Source organism: Nocardiopsis sp. YSL2 (genome assembly GCF_030555055.1).
In the GTDB taxonomy this organism is placed as follows: Bacteria; Actinomycetota; Actinomycetes; order Streptosporangiales; family Streptosporangiaceae; genus Nocardiopsis.
In genome coordinates this window covers 850,521-865,795 of sequence record NZ_JAMOAO010000001.1, presented here as the reverse complement: position 1 = coordinate 865,795, position 15,275 = coordinate 850,521, and the positions used below count along the sequence as shown (strand labels likewise).

Genomic DNA, 15,275 nt, shown 5'->3' with positions numbered 1-15,275 from the left:
TCGTTCCGGCGGGGCGCGGCCGACCCGTGTGCACCCGCCCGTAGAGCCGTGGTTCCCCTTCGAGGGGCCATCGTCGTCTAGTCTCGCAGTCGTGCAGTCCTACCCGAACCACTGGGAAGCCGACGTCGTCCTGACCGACGGAGGCACCGCGCACCTGCGCCCCATCACTCCCGACGACGCCGACCTGCTCCGAGAGTTCCACTCGCGGCTCTCCCCGGAGACGATCTACTACAGGTTCTTCGCGCCCTACCCCAAACTCTCCGACCGCGACGTCACACGGTTCACCTCGGTCGACTACGAGGACCGTGTCGCGCTGGTGGCCACCATCTCCGACTCGCTCGTGGCCGTGGTCCGCTACGACAAGGTCGCGCCGGAGGAGGCGGAGGTCGCCTTCGTCGTCGAGGACGGGCACCAGGGCCGCGGGCTCGCCTCCGTGCTCCTGGAGCACATCGGCGCGGCCGCGCGCGAACGCGGTGTACGCCGGTTCATCGCCGACGTCCTGCCGGAGAACCGCCGGATGATCAACGTCTTCCGCGAGGCCGGATACACCGCGCAGCAGACCTTCGACGAGGGCGTCATCCGGCTCACGCTGGACCTGCAGCCCACCGACGACTCCACCGAGGTCATGCGCGCCCGCGAACAGCGCGCGGAGTCGCGCTCCATCGCCCGCCTGCTCTTCCCGAGGTCGGTCGCGGTCATCGGCGCGAGCCGCACGGCGCACACCATCGGTCAGACCGCTCTGCGCAACCTGCTCACCGGCGAGTTCCAGGGGCCGGTCTACCCGGTGCACCCCGAGGCCAAGGCGGTCGTCGGCGTCCGTGCCTACCCCTCGGTGCTGGACATCCCCGACGAGGTCGACCTGGCCGTCGTCGCCGTGCGCGCCGAGGCGGTCGCCGAGGTCGTGGACCAGTGCGCGGAGAAGGGTGTGCACGGCCTGGTCGTGGTCAGTTCCGGTTTCGGCGAGATCGGCCCCGAGGGCCGCGCCCGCCAGGACGAGCTGGTGCGCACGGCGCGCGCCGCGGGCATGCGCGTGGTCGGACCCAACTGTCTGGGCATCGCCAACAGCGACCCCGCGGTGTCGCTGAACGCGACCCTGTCACCGGACCTGCCCCCGCGCGGACCCATCGGCTTCTTCTCCCAGTCGGGCGCTCTGGGCCGGGCCATCCTGCAACGCGTCGCCGAGCGAGGCATGGGCCTGTCCACGTTCGTCTCCGCGGGCAACCGCGCCGACGTGTCCGGCAACGACCTGGTCCAGTACTGGCAGGAGGATCCGGCCACCGAGGTGGTCCTGCAGTACCTGGAGTCCCTGGGCAACCCCCGCAAGTTCACCCGTCTGGCGCGGCGCCTGGCCAAGCAGAAGCCGGTCGTGGCGGTGCGCAGCGGCGGCTCGGCGCAGGCGACCCCGACCGGGCACGCCGCGGGCGGGCTGGCGCTGCCCGACTTCGCCGTCACCTCCCTCTTCCAGCAGGCGGGCGTGGTGCGGGTCGACGACATCACGCAGATGTTCGACGCCGCCCAGGTGTTCGCCTACCAGCCGCTGCCCGACGGGCCGAGGGTGGGCGTCATCGGCAACTCCGATTCCCTGGAGCTGCTGGTCAAGGACGCCGCGGTCCGGCAGGGCCTCAAGCCGCACGAGCCGGTCAACCTCGGTCCCCAGGCCACCGCGCAGGACTTCGACCGGGCGCTGGAGACGATGCTGTCGGCCGAGGACGTGCACTCGGTCGTGGTGGTCTTCGTCCCGGCGCTGCAGCCGATCGGCGACGACGTCGCCCGCGTGCTGCGCGCCCGGGCCAAGGACTCCGACAAGCCCATCGTCACCACCTACCTGGCACGCCAGGGGCTGCCCGAGGTGCTCCGCCAGGTCGGGGCCAACGGTGAGACGCTGCGCGGCTCGGTGCCGTCCTACCCCGCGCCCGAGGACGCCGTGCGCGCGCTCGCCCACGCCACCCGCTATGCCCAGTGGCGCAACCGCAAGCCGGGCCGACACCCCGAACTGCCCGACATCGACCGGGCCCGGGCCCGGGCCACCATCGGCCGCGCCCTGGCCAAGTCGCAGGGATCGGGACAGGACATCGCGTGGTTCGGCGGGGAGCGCCGCTACGACGAGGAGACGGCGGTCTCCAGCGAGGACGCCCGCGACCTCCTGGCCAGCTACGGCATCGCCGCCTACCCCGACCTGCCGGTGTCCTCGGCCGACGAGGCCGTGGTCGCGGCCGGTGAGCTGGGCTACCCGGTGGTCGTCAAGGCCGACGCCCCCGACCTGCGGGTGCGCGCCGGCGGCACGTTCGTGCGGGCCGACCTGCGCACCCCCGAGGACGTGCGCAGCGCCTACCTGTCCCTGCACGACAGGTTCGGCGCCGAGGCGGAGCTGGTCGTCCAGCGCATGGCCGCGCCCGGGGTGCCCACGGTCGTGCGCGCGGGCGACAACCAGTCCTTCGGCTCCGTGGTCTCCTTCGGCCTGGCCGACGTGACCGCCGAACTGCTGGACGACCGGGCCTTTCGCCTGGCGCCCCTGACGGACATGGACGCCGCGGACCTGATCCACGCCGTACGGGCCGCTCCACTGCTGTTCGGGCTGCCGGCCGGGGCCACCTCCCTGGCCGAGCAGCCCAACGTCGAGGCGTTGGAGGAGCTGCTCATCCGGGTCTCGCGCCTGGTGGAGGCCTTCCCCGAGATCGGCTACGTGGATCTGGACCCGGTTCTGGTCAACGCCACCGGCGCGCACGTGCTGGGAGCCCGCATGTGGCTGCGCGAGGCGCCCGAGGTCCGACCCGACGCGGGCCCCCGGCGACTGCGCGGGGTGACGTTCTGATCAGGAACTGGTCGACCCGTTTCACATCCCGGTCGCGAAGTGTCACGGGAAGGAGGCAGGATAGGGGTATGAGGAAAACACGTGCCGTGTCCACCGACTGGCGGCTGGAGATCGAACGGAGCGGCTACTACCCCGCGCTGGTCATCGACGCCGTCGCCACGGCTCTGGGAGACGAGACCGCCGAGGCGTTCATCGTTCACCACGAGGCGACCTTCGATCCGGCGATGGAGATGCGTCGGCACATCACGGTGATGGTGTTGACCGCGACGCGCCTGGTGGTGTGCCACACCGACGAGCATCCGCCCACCGAACCGGGCGGGGCCTCGCACGCCTCCACGACCACCGACTGCATCCAGCTCGGCAACATCCAGTCGGTGGCCCTGACCAGGGTCGTGCCGAACCCGGCCCAGTACACGCCGGGGAGCCTGCCCAGCGAGCTGGTGCTGAGCGTGAACCTGTCGGTCAACTGGGGCGCGGTCGCCAACATCGACCTCGAACCGGCCGCCTGTGCGGACGAGACCTGCGAACTCGACCACGGCTACACCGGGTCCATCACCGCCGAACCGCTCACGCTGCGCGTGAGCGAAGCCGCCGACGGTGCCGACGCCGTGTCGGCGATGCTGACCTTCGCCGACTCGCTGTCCACGGCGACGACCCGCCGCTGAGCCCGCCGAGCCCGACACCGGGGCCGGGGAGGACCCCTCCCCGGCCTCCGGTGTCTCCCGGCCCGGGGGATGGCGCCGTTCGTGTCCGCTCGTGTGACAGACGGTCATCCGTCCGTCACAGGGTCTTAACGAACCGGCCCCGCGCAACCGTGGTGCCTTAACAAGCCGCCCGTCTAAGGTTGAATCGGTTTTGTGTATACCGCCACGAACGAGGCGTACCCGGCCACAAGCCGGGTGCGTCGCGTGCCGCCGGTGCGCGCGCCCGGAACGAGCGCGCGAGCGCGCATTCAGCAGAAAGGTGTCAGCCTGCGATGACGCAGCACCCGTCCCCGCCCCCCTCCGGAGACCGGACACTGGTCCGTCTCGACGTCGACCGAGCCATCGCCACCGTCACACTCGACTCCCCGCACAACCGCAACGCGCTGTCGGCCCGGCTGCGCGCGGAGCTGTCCACGGCCCTGTCCGAGGCGATGGCCGACGACGAGGTGAGGGGTGTCGTCCTCACCGGCACCGGTCCGGTGTTCTGCGCCGGAGCGGACCTGAAGGAGGTCGGCGCCGCTCTGGAGGGACGGGACGTCGAGCCGGCACCCGAGCTGCCCGAGATCTTCGAGCAGATCATGGGCGCGCCCAAGCCGGTGATCGCGGTGCTCAACGGCGCGGCACGGGCGGGCGGGATCGGCCTGGTGGCCGCCGCCGACATCGCGCTCGCGCCCAAGAGCGCCACGTTCGCCTTCACCGAGGTGCGCATCGGGGTGGTCCCGGCGATCATCTCGGTGCCGGTGTCCGCCCGCATGCACTCGCGCCAGTTGAGCCGGTACTTCCTCACCGGTGAGCTGTTCGACGCTTCGGCCGCGGCCAAGGCGGGCCTCATCACGCAGGCCGTCCCGGACCGGGACATGGCGCACGCCCTCGACGCGGTGCTCCAGGGCCTGCGGGGGTCGGCGCCGCGCGCGCTCTCGCGGACCAAGGAACTCCTGGGCGAGCTGGGCGCCGGGGCCCTGGCCGCCCCGGACCGGCGCAAGGACGCGTTCACCAGGATGGGCGAGCTGTCGGCGGAGTTCTTCGCGGGGGAGGACGCGGCCGAGGGGCGCGCGTCGTTCTTCGAGAAGCGCCCCCCGCGCTGGACGCAGTAGTCGGCCACGCGCCCCGCCGACCCCGCCGCGCGGGGGCAGGTGGTCGTCGGACGCCCCGTGACCCGGGCGTCCGACGTGTGTGGCCCGGGTGCACGCGCTCCCCGTGTCGGGCCACAATGGTCTGGTGAGCTACTCCGGAGATACGAGGGTCGGCGGCCCTGCCGACCTGCGACAACTACCGCACCTGACGATCGCGAAGCTGGCCGTCGGCCCGATGGACAACAACGCCTACCTCCTCACCTGCAGAGCGACCGGCGATGCCGTGCTCATCGACGCGGCGGCCGAGGCCGACCGCGTCCTGGAGCTGATCGGGGAGAACGGCCTGACGCGGGTCGTCACCACCCACCGCCACCAGGACCACTGGCAGGCCCTCGCCGAGGTCGTCGGCCAGACCGGCGCCCGTACCGTCGCCCACCCCGACGACGGCGGCGAGCTGCCGGTCTCCGTGGACGAGCCGGTGGTCCACGGGGACACCGTTCCGGTCGGGGACTGCTCCCTCACCGTCATCCACCTTCGGGGACACACGCCCGGGTCGATCGCGCTGCGCTACGACGACCCCGAGGGCCGTACCCACCTGTTCACCGGCGACAGCCTCTTCCCGGGCGGTGTCGGCCGCACCGGTTCCGACGCCGACTTCCGCTCCCTGCTCGGGGACGTGGAGGAGCGCGTGTTCGGCCCGCTGCCCGACGACACCTGGATCTACCCCGGCCACGGCCGGGACACCACGCTCGGAGCCGAGCGCCCCAGCCTGGGCGAGTGGCGCGAGCGGGGCTGGTAACCCGCCCGCCGCCCGCGTGTCGGCGTTCAGGCGCCGAAGCAGCAGAAGCCGGACCGCCCGAGGTGGAGGGCCACCGCCTCGGGCACCGGTGTCCCCGCCACCAGCGCCCGGTGGAAGGCGCGCATGGCCGTGTCCGTCGCCGCGTCGTCGACCGGTACGGGACTGGCCACCACCGTGCGCGTACCGCGTGCCAGCAGCGCTCCCACGAACCCCGACGGCAGACCGGGCGCGGCGGCGAAGCCGCGTCCGCTCCAACAGGTCGACAGGGTGACCACGGCCGGTGCCGCGTGCGCTTCCCGCAGGTCGCAGGCGAGCAGGGGGCCCTGCGGCAGTGCCACGGACGCCAGGAGCGGAGCGTCGTCGGGAACGCGGCCGTGCGCGGCCAGGTGCACGAGGTCGGCGTGTGCGAACCCCGCCAGCACGTCCTCGGGGCGGGTCCACCCGCCGCTGAGGACCGTCGCCGAGGGGTGCAGGCCGGCGAGCGCGGCGACCTCGGTCCGGGCACCGGCGGGCTCGGTTCCGGCCACGAGCAGGACCCGGCGGGGCGTCGGCGCGGGGCCGGACCGTTCGGCCCAGAAACGGGCGGTGGGGACCAGCGAGAGCGTCCGTCCGCACAGCGCGGGAAGCATGCCCCAGGGAGGATCGCCCAGCGCGGGGTCGGCGGCCACGACCAGAGCTCGGTCGCCCACCAGCGACAGGACCGGCGCCAGGAGCGCGTGGACGGCGTCGCCCGCGGGCGCGGGCGCTCCGGGCGAGCGCGGTGCCTCGTGGGCGAAGCGGGCCAGGGCCCGCGCGGCCCGGCGGAACGGCCCCAGGGGCCGTGCCCGCACCCCCGCGGACGTCGTGACGAGCGCGACCAGGTCCCCCGCCGCCCGCACCAGGTGCACGAAGGCCCGGCCGTCCAGGTGCTCCACCAGTGCGGGGAGGACGGGCGCCGCGGTGCGGCGCGGACGCGCGGCCGCACCGGAGGTGTACAGGGCACGCCAGCGCTCGGACTCCCAGCGGCGTGCGCCTACACGGGGGTCGTTGCCCCGCGCCAGGGCGGCGCGGTAGCGCTCGGTCAGGGCGGTCAGGGCCGCCGAGCCGGGTGCGAGGGGGCCCGGGACCAGGGGCTCCGCCCAGGCCCGGCCCAGGTCCGCCCACTCCAGGGCGGTGGCCGCGTCGCCGTTCAGCAGCGCGTGCTCCAGTCCGGCCCGGACGACGTGGGGGTCCGCGGCGGCCGGGCCCGCCCAGGCTCCGGGGGCGGTGACCGGGCCCCGGACCAGGGACCGCAGAGCGCGGTGGGCGGCGCGGTCGGGGGCGGGGGCTCCGGGCGCGGCCAGGGGAGCTCGCAGCGCCAGGGCGTCCCCGGCCCGTTCCAGGATGGCCGCCGACCGTGCCGCGCCGAGGGCGCCCGGCCCGTCGGCGGGCCCGATCGCACCCGGCGTACCGGTAGCAACGACGGCTCCGGCAGGACTGGCCGTCACACGCGTCACGGCAGCTCCGGTGTCGCCGACCGCGCCGACCGCGCCGACCGCGCCGACCGCGCCGACCGCGCCGACCGCGCCGACCGTTCCGGACGCAGGATCCGTCCCGAGGGCTCCAACGCCGCCGCCGGTGGCGCCGTGTGCGGCGAGGGCGTCGGCGCCACCCATGGTCGCGGGCGCACCGATCGCCCCGGCGGGGCCGGTCGGGTGGGCGGCTCGGGCGGCGCGGTGGGCCATGTGCTCCAGGCGGACGGCGAGGCGGTGCCAGAGCGAGCCCGCGCCGTTCGATCGCCGGACGCGCCGGATGAGTTCGACCGCGCGGGTCGGCGATCCGTCGAGCAGACGCAGTTTCGCCTCGACCAGCAGGGTGGCGGGTGCCGCCGCACCGTCGTCGCTCCACGATCCCTCGTGCAGGGCGGTCGCGGCCTCCTCCACCAGGCCCTCGGCCAGCAGTGCCTCGGCGAGGTCGACGTGCAGGGCGTCCCGGCGGTCGGCGGGCAGGCGGTGGCGCAGGTCGAGGAAGGTCCCGATGGCCGACACGGCGTCGCCGCGGTGCAGCGCCAGGCAGCCCTGGTTCTGCCGGACGACCAGGTCCATGAGCGGCAGGCGTCGCTCCTGGGCCAGGGCGCGCGCCTCGCTCAGGTGGTCGTCGGCCGGTCCGTAGTGCCCGCACAGGGTCTGGGCCAGGCCGAGGTTGGCCAGCACGCCGGGCACGACCGGGGCCGACGCGGCGACGGGGTGGCCGCGGAGCCGGGCACGCGCGTCGGTGAGCAGTGAGACGGTCTCCTCGAACCGGCCGTACTGGGCGAGTCGGACGCCGCGGATCACCCGGCGCATCAGGACGTGTCCCGATCCCGTGTCGGGGCCGGGACGTGCGGAGCGGTGGACGGGGCGCCCGCGGGTGCGGGGCGCCGGGGAGCCGGGCTGGGGGGTGGGTGGCACGTCCGGCGGCCTTTCGGAGGTGGGTCGGTCCTCGGCGGGCTCCGGTGGGCGCTCCGCGCCTGGGAGCGGCTCCCACCGGCCAGATCCCAGTGAACAGCAGTGACCGGGGCCGGCGGCAGCGTCGAGCACGGATTCGGGTCCGATCCGTGGGCACGAAGCGGGGCGAAACCCGGCAAAGCCGGGTGGGCGCGACCGGGTTCGGGGAGGACCCGAATACGCGATGGGCACAGCCGCATCTGTGACTCGGACGGATCAGACCGTGAACCACGCAGTGATGACCGGGGCGCGGCCCGGTCGGCGCACCTCCAGGCTGAGCGGGCCCCGGCCGAGGCCCGTGACCACGAAGCGCCCGTCGGGCCCCACGCGCACGCCGAACGAGCGGCCGGGCCGCCGCACCCGCAGGTCGGCCTCGTCCACGTGGCCGGTCAGCTGGCCGTGCACGCTGCGGGCCGCCGCACCCTCCGGGCCGCGCGCGGGCGCGAGGACGCGCACGGCCAGCCCGAGGTCGTCGTGTTCGAAGCGCAGGGACGCCGTGACCGGCTCGTCGTCCGCGCGGGGCACGGCGGCCCGGGCAGGAGCGTGCTCGGTGAGACCGGCCAGGTCGGCACCGTCGTCGCGGCGGTCGAAGGCCGCCAGGGCGGCGGCTCTGCCGTCGGTGTCCCTCGGGGAGTCGGTGCGGTCCTTCACTCGGTGCCCTTCATGATGCGGCGGAGGCTGCGGATGATCCGGCGCCGGTGGTTGGCGGCGGCCCGCGGACCGGCGCCGTGGACCCAGGCCGGTGCGGGCGTCTCGTCCAGGTAGTGCAGGACGGCGACCCGGTCGCGGGTGTCGGTGAGTCGGCGGATCGCGCGGTGGAGTTCCTCGTGCCTCTCGCGTTCCAGGTAGGCGGACTCGGGGTCCGGGCCGTCCGCCGGCGCCAGGTCGGCCAGCAGGTGCGGGTCGACGGTCCGCTGCCGCAGCGCGTGGCGGCGCTGGCGGCCACAGGCGTCGTTGGTGACCCGGCGCAGCCAGGCCCGGAGCCGGTCCGGGGCGCGCAGTCGCGTCAGGTGCTGGTTGAGGGTGAGCCAGACGTTCTGCACCGCGTCCTCCCGGTCCGGGACGGAGAGGCGGTAGGAGCGCGCGATCGCGTTCACGAGCGGTAGGTGGCGGTCGACGATGAGTTCCCAGGCGCGGGCGTCACCCGCGCACGCGCGCCGGACGAGTTCGGCGTCACCGGGTTCGGGGCCATCAGAATGCGGGCCGGTTGTGGCCGAAATCGGCAAGAGATCGGGCGATTGATGCCCGTTTTGAGAAGGAAGTACGGTTTCTGGGGAGGGGATGACCGTGTGGATGGTCTCGTGTGACTGGTCTGGCAATCCCGCCCCCACTATGATCGGACTCCCTGTCCGTTCTGGGGCTCACGCTAGTCTCTGGGGGTTCCGGTTACGGGGGGAACGCTGCAAAATACCAGCGTGAACGATGATTCCCGGGGTGTCCTTGGGGCACAATGGGGCAAAAGGTATCCAGGCGGGTATGCAACCTTCTCGTGATACGAGGGCGTCGGGGAAGCGCACTCGTTCGTATCAGGAGGTTCGGTGTCCGCACGTGGCGTCTTGTACGTCCACTCCGCGCCCGCGGCGCTGTGCCCACATGTCGAGTGGGCGGTCGCGGGCGTCGTTGGAGTACCCGTGAAACTCGATTGGGTCGCTCAGCCGGCGGCACCGGGCCATCACCGTGCCGAACTGAACTGGCAGGGCAGGCCCGGAACCTCCGGGGAGATGGCCTCGGCGCTGAACTCGTGGCAGCGCCTGCGCTTCGAGGTGACCGAGGAGGGATCGCCCGGATTCGACGGTGTGCGCTACAGCTACACCCCGGCCCTGGGCATGTTCACCGCCGTCACCAGTGCGGCCGGCGAGGTCCTGGTCCCCGAGGCACGCCTGCGCCGCGCCATGGAGGAGTCGGCCGCGGGCGGCACCGACCTGGCCGAGGAGATCCACCGACTCACGGGGCGCCGCTGGGACGAGGAGCTCGAACCGTTCCGCTACGCGGGTGACGGCGCGCCCGTGCGGTGGCTGCACGCCGTGGGCTGACCCACGCCCGCGGCGCTCCTCCGGGCGCTGGGCCGACCCCGGCCCGCGGTGGCCTCGTCGGGAGCGGCCACGCGCGTGGCCGCGCTCACGCGGACCGGAGCGCTCACCCGGGCGGGGGCTCGCCCTCGCTCGGCCAGATCGCCGAGGCCAGCAGGACCGCCGCCCAGATGCCCAGGGGGACCAGCGGCCAGTACGGCACCAGCTCCCCGCTCATCACGCTGACCACGCCCCACACGGTGGTCAGGACCACCGCGATCCCCGACCACCAGCGCCACTCGTCCGTCCACTCGCTCCAGGACACCGCGATCGCGGGCGCCTGCCACCGCGGCCCGGGGTCGTCCGCCGCTGCGGACGGCTCGGGGACGGGTACGGGGGTGCGCACGGGACGGGCCGGCAGGTCGTCGGTCAGGACCTCCAGATCGCCGACGAAGACCGATCGCAGGGCGAGGCCGACCCGCAGCTCGTACTCGTCGTGCTTCAACCGACCCTCCACGAAGGCCGTGGCCAGGTGCTCCAGGGTCGCCTCGCGTTCGGCGTCCGAGGCGCGTACGCGGTGCAGCGGCAGACGTCCGTCGTTCACGTCCCCACCCCCAAGGCGGCGTCGGTGACCACACGCTACGCCTCACACCACGCGCACGGAAGGGGAACGCGAAACCCGTCGCGCGGCGGTCAGCCTGCCAGCCAGCGGGCCACCGTCCGACCGGTCGCCGGGTCGGCCGCGCCCACCAGACCCGTGTGCTCGTAACCGTCCCGGTACCCGAATCCCGTGCCGTCCAACCGGGTGAGCCGGCCTCCCGCCTCCTCCAGGACGAGCCCGGGGGCGGCCACGTCCCAGTCGCGTACGGGCACGTCCTTGACGAACAGGTGCGCCGAGCCCTCGGCGATCAGGCAGAGCTTGAGGGAGATGCTCCCGCTCTCCAGGTACTCGCCGTAGCCGAAGTGCTCGTACACGCGCCGGGCGATCCCGTCCGGCGCGGGCGTGTTGTCGGTGAGCACGCCCCGCCCGGGCGGGGCCGCCTCGCACACCGGGAGCGCCATCCCGTTCCTGCGCGCGCCCTGTCCGCGCACCGCCGTGTACAGGGTGCCGCTCTCCGGGGCGAAGACCGCCGCCACCTCCGGCCGCCCGCCGATGACCAGTGCGGCCTGGGTCACGTAGCCGGGGAAGCCGTGCACGTAGCTGGCCGTGCCGTCGATGGGGTCGATCAGCCAGTACCGCGTGGGCCGCTCCCGCGTCAACGACCCGGCGTCCTCCTCGCTGATCACGGGGATGTGCCCGTCGATCGCGGCCAACCGCTCCGACAGTGCCCGGTGGGCCATCGCGTCCGCCCGTGCCTTGAACTGGCTGCCCTCCCAGACGCCGCTGCGCGCGCCGGCGCTGGGCCGCCACTCGCGCAGCAGGCCGCCGACCTCGATGACCGCCTCGGCCACCGCGTCACGCAGGGGGTGCGCGCGGCTCATTGGACACGCACCGCGACACCGGACGCCGGATCCGTGGAGCCGACCGGCTCGCCGGGGTCCTTGCCCCGCGTGGCCAGCGGTACCGCCGGGGCGGGGGTGAGTCCGTGGGAGGTGAACTCCTCCTCGCTGATGAACTCGTCGGCCCACCGCCGCACCATCGCCACGCCCTCGCGCCAGGCGTCGGTGAGGCGGGGGCCGTCGGCCACCGCCTGCCGGAGCAGCCCGGCCACCTCGTCGACTCCGGCCGCCACGGTCAGTGCGGCGGTGGAGGAGAAACGCGGGTTGATCTCGAAGACGCGCGGACGACCCTCCGCGTCCAGGCACAGCTGCACGTTGAAGGGCCCGTCGGCGCGCAGCGCCGACTGCACAGCGCGGCAGGTGTGCTCGACCTCCGCATGGCGCCGGGTCACGGCGTACTTGGTGACGCCCTGCTTGAGCAGGACCTCCTTGGGGACCACGGTCTGGACCCGGCCGTCCCGCCAGACGACGACCGAGACCGTGAACTCCGGTCCGGTGACGCGTTCCTGGACGATCAGTTCGTCGGTGGGGTAGCCGCTCGCTGCCACCGCGGCGGGCACGTCCGCCAGGTGTGCGGCGAACTGGACGCCGCGGCTGCCGCGCCCGCTGCGCGGCTTGACCACGAACCCGCCGGTGTCCTCGGCCACGAGGTCGGCCGGTGGGGGCTCCGTGGCCCGCCAGGTCCGAGGGGTCCCGATCCCCGCGGCGTCCAGCTCGCGCATGAGGACGTACTTGTCCAGACAGGAGGCGACGAAGCCCGGCCGGGGGAGCATGACGCTCAGTCCGTCCCGGGCCAGATCGCCCACCGGCACCAGTTCCTCGTCCACCAGCGGGACGATCGCGACGGCGCCCTCGCTCGCGCACAGGGCGCGCATCCGGGGTGCGAACGCCTCGCTGTCACCGGCGGGCACGAGGTACCCGCGGTCCGCGAGGTACAGGCCGGGGGCGGCGGGGTCGATGTCCGTGGCCACGACACGGAATCCCTGCTCGCGCAGGTGCAGGATGATGCCGGGGGTAGGAGCCGAACCCGCCGTCGTCACCACTACGGTCGGTTTCCTCGCAGGCTGATGTGACACCAGTGAACCCTTCCAGACGGGGGAGCGGGCCGGTTCGGTCGTATGGACCGAGCCTAGACGCCGATGCGCCGCCACGCTGGGTCTTGGCCGATTCCGGCTGCCCGGTGAACCGGATGGTGGTGCCACGCGTGGGGTTCGGGCCTGCGCTCGTGCCTCGCTCTGGATGGCCGACCCGACGGGGCGGGCAGGACTGGAGGGGGCGGCCCCCGGGGCGGGCGCCCCAGGGGCCGGAACGGCTACTTCTGCTCGTGCAGGCCGGTGATGACGGCGCGGCCCAGCGCGTGCTGGAACAGGTTGAAGCCCAGGAAGGCCGGGCTCGCCGAGGCGTCGATGCCCAGGCTGGGGACGTCGACGGCGTGCACCGCGAACATGTAGCGGTGCGGGCCGTGCCCGGGCGGCGGGGCGGCGCCGACGTAGCGGTGGCCCCCGGCGTCGTTGCGCAGAGTGACGGCGGACGCGGGCAGGCCGGAACCGTCGCCGGCGCCCGACGGCAGCGAGGTCACGTCCGCGGGGATGTCGGCCACCGCCCAGTGCCAGAACCCGCTGGCGGTCGGGGCGTCCGGGTCGAAGCAGGTGACCGCGAAGCTGCGCGTGCCCTCGGGGAAGCCCGACCAGGACAGCTGCGGGGAGACGTCCTGGCCGCCGGCGCCCATGATCCCGCTGACCTGGGGGGTGGGAAGGGCCTGGCCGTCGGTCAGGTCGTCGCTGGTCACGGTGAACGACGCGACCTCGGGCAGGAAGTCGTAGGGGGAGGGTGGCGTGGCCACGGAAGGGCCCTCCTTCGTGTGTCGGATGTGCACTGCCCTACGAACATATGCCGCTGTGGCCCCGTGTGTCTCGCAGGCACGGCCCGGATCGGGACGCACCCGTGGGCACGGAGAGGCCGGGACGGTACGGTCGTGCCGACAGCGAACACGAACCGGATTCGGTATCCGGGCCGACGACAGGAGCCGACATGACCACGCGCTGGGGTATCACCATCCCGCTGGACGGCGTTCCGCTCTCCGAACAGAGGCCGCTCATCGAGAGCCTTCCCGATCTCGGCTACACCGACGCCTGGTCGGCCGAGGCCAACGGGACCGACGCCTTCACCCCGCTCGCCCTGGCCAGTGTGTGGGCGCCGAGCCTGCGCCTGGGCACCGCGATCGTCCCCGTCTACACGCGGGGGCCCGCGACCCTGGCGATGTGCGCGGCCACCCTGGCCGCCGCCGCCCCGGGCCGCTTCAGCCTGGGTGTGGGCACCTCGTCCAACGTCATCGTCGAGCGCTGGAACTCCATCCCCTTCGAGGAACCCTTCAAGCGCACGCGCGACACGGTGCGCTTCCTGCGCGAGGCGCTCACCGGGGCCAAGGTCAAGGCCGACTACGACACCTTCTCCGTGCAGGGCTTCACCCTCGGGGCCGTGCCCGAGCAGGCCCCGCCGCTGTTCGTGGCGGCGCTGCGCCCGGGCATGCTGCGCCTGGCCGGGCGCGAGGGGGACGGCGCGATCATCAACTGGCTCTCCTCCGAGGACGTGCGCACGGTCGCGCCCATCGTCCGCGAGTTCGGCGAGGACAAGGAGATCGTGGCGCGCATCTTCGCCCTGCCCGACACCGACGCGGAGACGGCCCGGGGGATCGGCCGGTGGGCGATCTCGGCCTACATGAACGTGCCCGTCTACCGGGCCTTCCACGAGTGGCTGGGCCGGGACGAGCTGACCCCGATGTGGAAGGCCTGGGACGAGGGCGACCGCAAGGGCGCGGTCGCGGCGATCCCGGACTCGGTGGTCGACGACCTGATCATTCACGGCCCCGCCGAGTACTGCCGCGAGCGGATCCGCGCCTACGCGGAGGCGGGGGTGACCACGCCCGTGCTCGCCCCGCTGCCGCGGCCCGGACAGAACCCCGCCGACGTCGTGCGCGCGCTGGCACCGAAGGGCTGATCCGTCCCGGGCGGCCCCGGATCGTTGCGCACCCAACATCCCGACCGTCCGGTATGTGCCGTCGAGTCGTGGCGGCCCCGGCCCCGCGACGGGGCCAGGGCCGCCGGGCGTCAGGGCTTGTGGGCCACGGCGCCGTACTCGTCCATCGCGCGCGGTGCGCCGATCCGGCCCTCGTCGGGCCGCCACAGGGTGATGGAGACCACGCCCGGGTCCACGGGTTCGAGCCCGTCCAGGAACCGCGCGAACTGCTCGGGCGTGCGCAGCGAGATCGGGGCGGAGGAGGCCGCGTTCCACTGCCGGACCGCCTCGTCCATGGCCTCGCCCGTCACGGCGTTCGTGGCGTGCGTGACCACCAGGTGGCTGCCCCGTGGCAGCGCGCCCATGAGCCGGGCGACGATCCCGTAGGCGGAGTCGTCGGGGATGTGGAAGAGCACCCCCAACAGGATCAGGGCCACCGGCCGGTCGAAGTCCAGGGTCCGGCGCGCCTCGCGCAGGATGGTGTCCGGGTCGCGCAGGTCGGCGTCGACGTAGTCGGTCCGGCCCTCGGGTGTGCTGGTCAGCAGAGCCCTGGCGTGGGTGAGCACCAGAGGGTCGTTGTCGACGTAGACGATCCGGGAGTCCGGCGCCGCCGCCTGGGCGACCTCGTGGGTGTTGTTCGCGGTCGGCAGCCCCGTGCCCACGTCCAGGAACTGGCGGATGCCGCGTTCGGCGGCCAGGTAGTGGACCGTGCGGCGCAGGAAGGCCCGGTTCTGTACGGCCATCTCGCCGATCATCGGCAGGACGGAGAGGATCTGCTCGCCCATGGCGCGGTCGGCGGGGTAGTGGTCCTTCCCGCCCAGCCAGTAGTCGTAGACGCGGGCGGAGTGGGGCTCGCCCGTGTCGAGGAGGCGGTCGAGCTCGGAGGGGTCCTGGGGAGTCGTCGGCATGATCGCCTCTC

At 73.7% G+C, this 15,275-nt stretch carries 14 protein-coding genes; 6 read left to right on the top strand and 8 right to left on the bottom strand.

Annotation, left to right across the window (positions count from 1 at the left end; translation table 11 throughout):
• Window positions 1-91: 91 nt before the first annotated feature.
• From M1P99_RS03735 to M1P99_RS03720, 4 genes are all read left to right on the top strand, one after another.
• The gene (locus M1P99_RS03735) at window positions 92-2,812 is read left to right on the top strand and encodes a bifunctional GNAT family N-acetyltransferase/acetate--CoA ligase family protein (protein ID WP_304451278.1); all 2,721 of its coding nucleotides are present in this window, start codon (window positions 92-94) and stop codon (window positions 2,810-2,812) included.
• Between the two features lie 86 nt (window positions 2,813-2,898).
• Window positions 2,899-3,477, top strand: coding sequence for a DUF5998 family protein (locus M1P99_RS03730; RefSeq protein WP_304455561.1), 579 nt, complete (start codon window positions 2,899-2,901; stop codon window positions 3,475-3,477).
• 311 nt (window positions 3,478-3,788) lie between these two features.
• Entirely contained in the window at window positions 3,789-4,610 is an 822-nt protein-coding gene (locus tag M1P99_RS03725) for an enoyl-CoA hydratase-related protein (RefSeq protein WP_304451277.1), read from the top strand.
• A 124-nt stretch (window positions 4,611-4,734) separates the two neighbouring features.
• Entirely contained in the window at window positions 4,735-5,388 is a 654-nt protein-coding gene (locus M1P99_RS03720) for an MBL fold metallo-hydrolase (protein ID WP_304451276.1), read from the top strand.
• Window positions 5,389-5,414: 26 nt separating this feature from the next.
• Here M1P99_RS03720 and M1P99_RS03715 read toward each other — a convergent pair whose 3' ends face one another.
• The 3 genes from M1P99_RS03715 to M1P99_RS03705 all read right to left on the bottom strand — a co-directional run bounded on the left by M1P99_RS03715 (window position 5,415) and on the right by M1P99_RS03705 (window position 9,058).
• On the bottom strand, window positions 5,415-7,796 hold the full coding sequence (locus M1P99_RS03715; protein ID WP_304451275.1) for a CHAT domain-containing protein: 2,382 nt from the start codon (window positions 7,794-7,796) through the stop codon (window positions 5,415-5,417).
• Between the two features lie 252 nt (window positions 7,797-8,048).
• Complete coding sequence (locus M1P99_RS03710) at window positions 8,049-8,483, bottom strand: hypothetical protein (protein ID WP_304451274.1); 435 nt, start codon at window positions 8,481-8,483, stop codon at window positions 8,049-8,051.
• A complete protein-coding gene (locus M1P99_RS03705; protein ID WP_304451273.1) occupies window positions 8,480-9,058 on the bottom strand; it encodes an RNA polymerase sigma factor in 579 nt (192 codons plus the stop codon). Before M1P99_RS03705 ends, M1P99_RS03710 begins: the two co-directional genes overlap by 4 nt.
• A gap of 312 nt (window positions 9,059-9,370) precedes the next feature.
• Between M1P99_RS03705 and M1P99_RS03700 the strand changes: the two genes are divergently transcribed.
• Window positions 9,371-9,865, top strand: a complete 495-nt coding sequence (locus M1P99_RS03700; RefSeq protein WP_304451272.1) for a DUF3145 domain-containing protein — start codon at window positions 9,371-9,373, stop codon at window positions 9,863-9,865.
• A gap of 103 nt (window positions 9,866-9,968) precedes the next feature.
• On the opposite strand, the gene M1P99_RS03695 is transcribed toward M1P99_RS03700, so the two are convergent.
• The 4 genes from M1P99_RS03695 to M1P99_RS03680 all read right to left on the bottom strand — a co-directional run bounded on the left by M1P99_RS03695 (window position 9,969) and on the right by M1P99_RS03680 (window position 13,184).
• Window positions 9,969-10,445: a DUF1707 domain-containing protein gene (locus M1P99_RS03695; protein ID WP_304451271.1), complete on the bottom strand. Its 477-nt coding sequence runs from the start codon at window positions 10,443-10,445 to the stop codon at window positions 9,969-9,971.
• 89 nt (window positions 10,446-10,534) lie between these two features.
• Complete coding sequence (locus M1P99_RS03690; protein WP_304451270.1) at window positions 10,535-11,323, bottom strand: 3'(2'),5'-bisphosphate nucleotidase CysQ; 789 nt, start codon at window positions 11,321-11,323, stop codon at window positions 10,535-10,537.
• The gene (locus M1P99_RS03685) at window positions 11,320-12,384 is read right to left on the bottom strand and encodes an ATP-grasp domain-containing protein (protein ID WP_304451269.1); all 1,065 of its coding nucleotides are present in this window, start codon (window positions 12,382-12,384) and stop codon (window positions 11,320-11,322) included. Before M1P99_RS03685 ends, M1P99_RS03690 begins: the two co-directional genes overlap by 4 nt.
• A gap of 269 nt (window positions 12,385-12,653) precedes the next feature.
• Window positions 12,654-13,184, bottom strand: a complete 531-nt coding sequence (locus tag M1P99_RS03680; RefSeq protein WP_304451268.1) for a YbhB/YbcL family Raf kinase inhibitor-like protein — start codon at window positions 13,182-13,184, stop codon at window positions 12,654-12,656.
• Window positions 13,185-13,372: 188 nt separating this feature from the next.
• On the opposite strand from M1P99_RS03680, the gene M1P99_RS03675 reads away from it, so the two are divergent.
• The gene (locus M1P99_RS03675) at window positions 13,373-14,338 is read left to right on the top strand and encodes an LLM class F420-dependent oxidoreductase (RefSeq protein ID WP_304451267.1); all 966 of its coding nucleotides are present in this window, start codon (window positions 13,373-13,375) and stop codon (window positions 14,336-14,338) included.
• A gap of 110 nt (window positions 14,339-14,448) precedes the next feature.
• Here M1P99_RS03675 and M1P99_RS03670 read toward each other — a convergent pair whose 3' ends face one another.
• A complete protein-coding gene (locus tag M1P99_RS03670; protein WP_304451266.1) occupies window positions 14,449-15,264 on the bottom strand; it encodes an SAM-dependent methyltransferase in 816 nt (271 codons plus the stop codon).
• Window positions 15,265-15,275 lie beyond the last annotated feature (11 nt).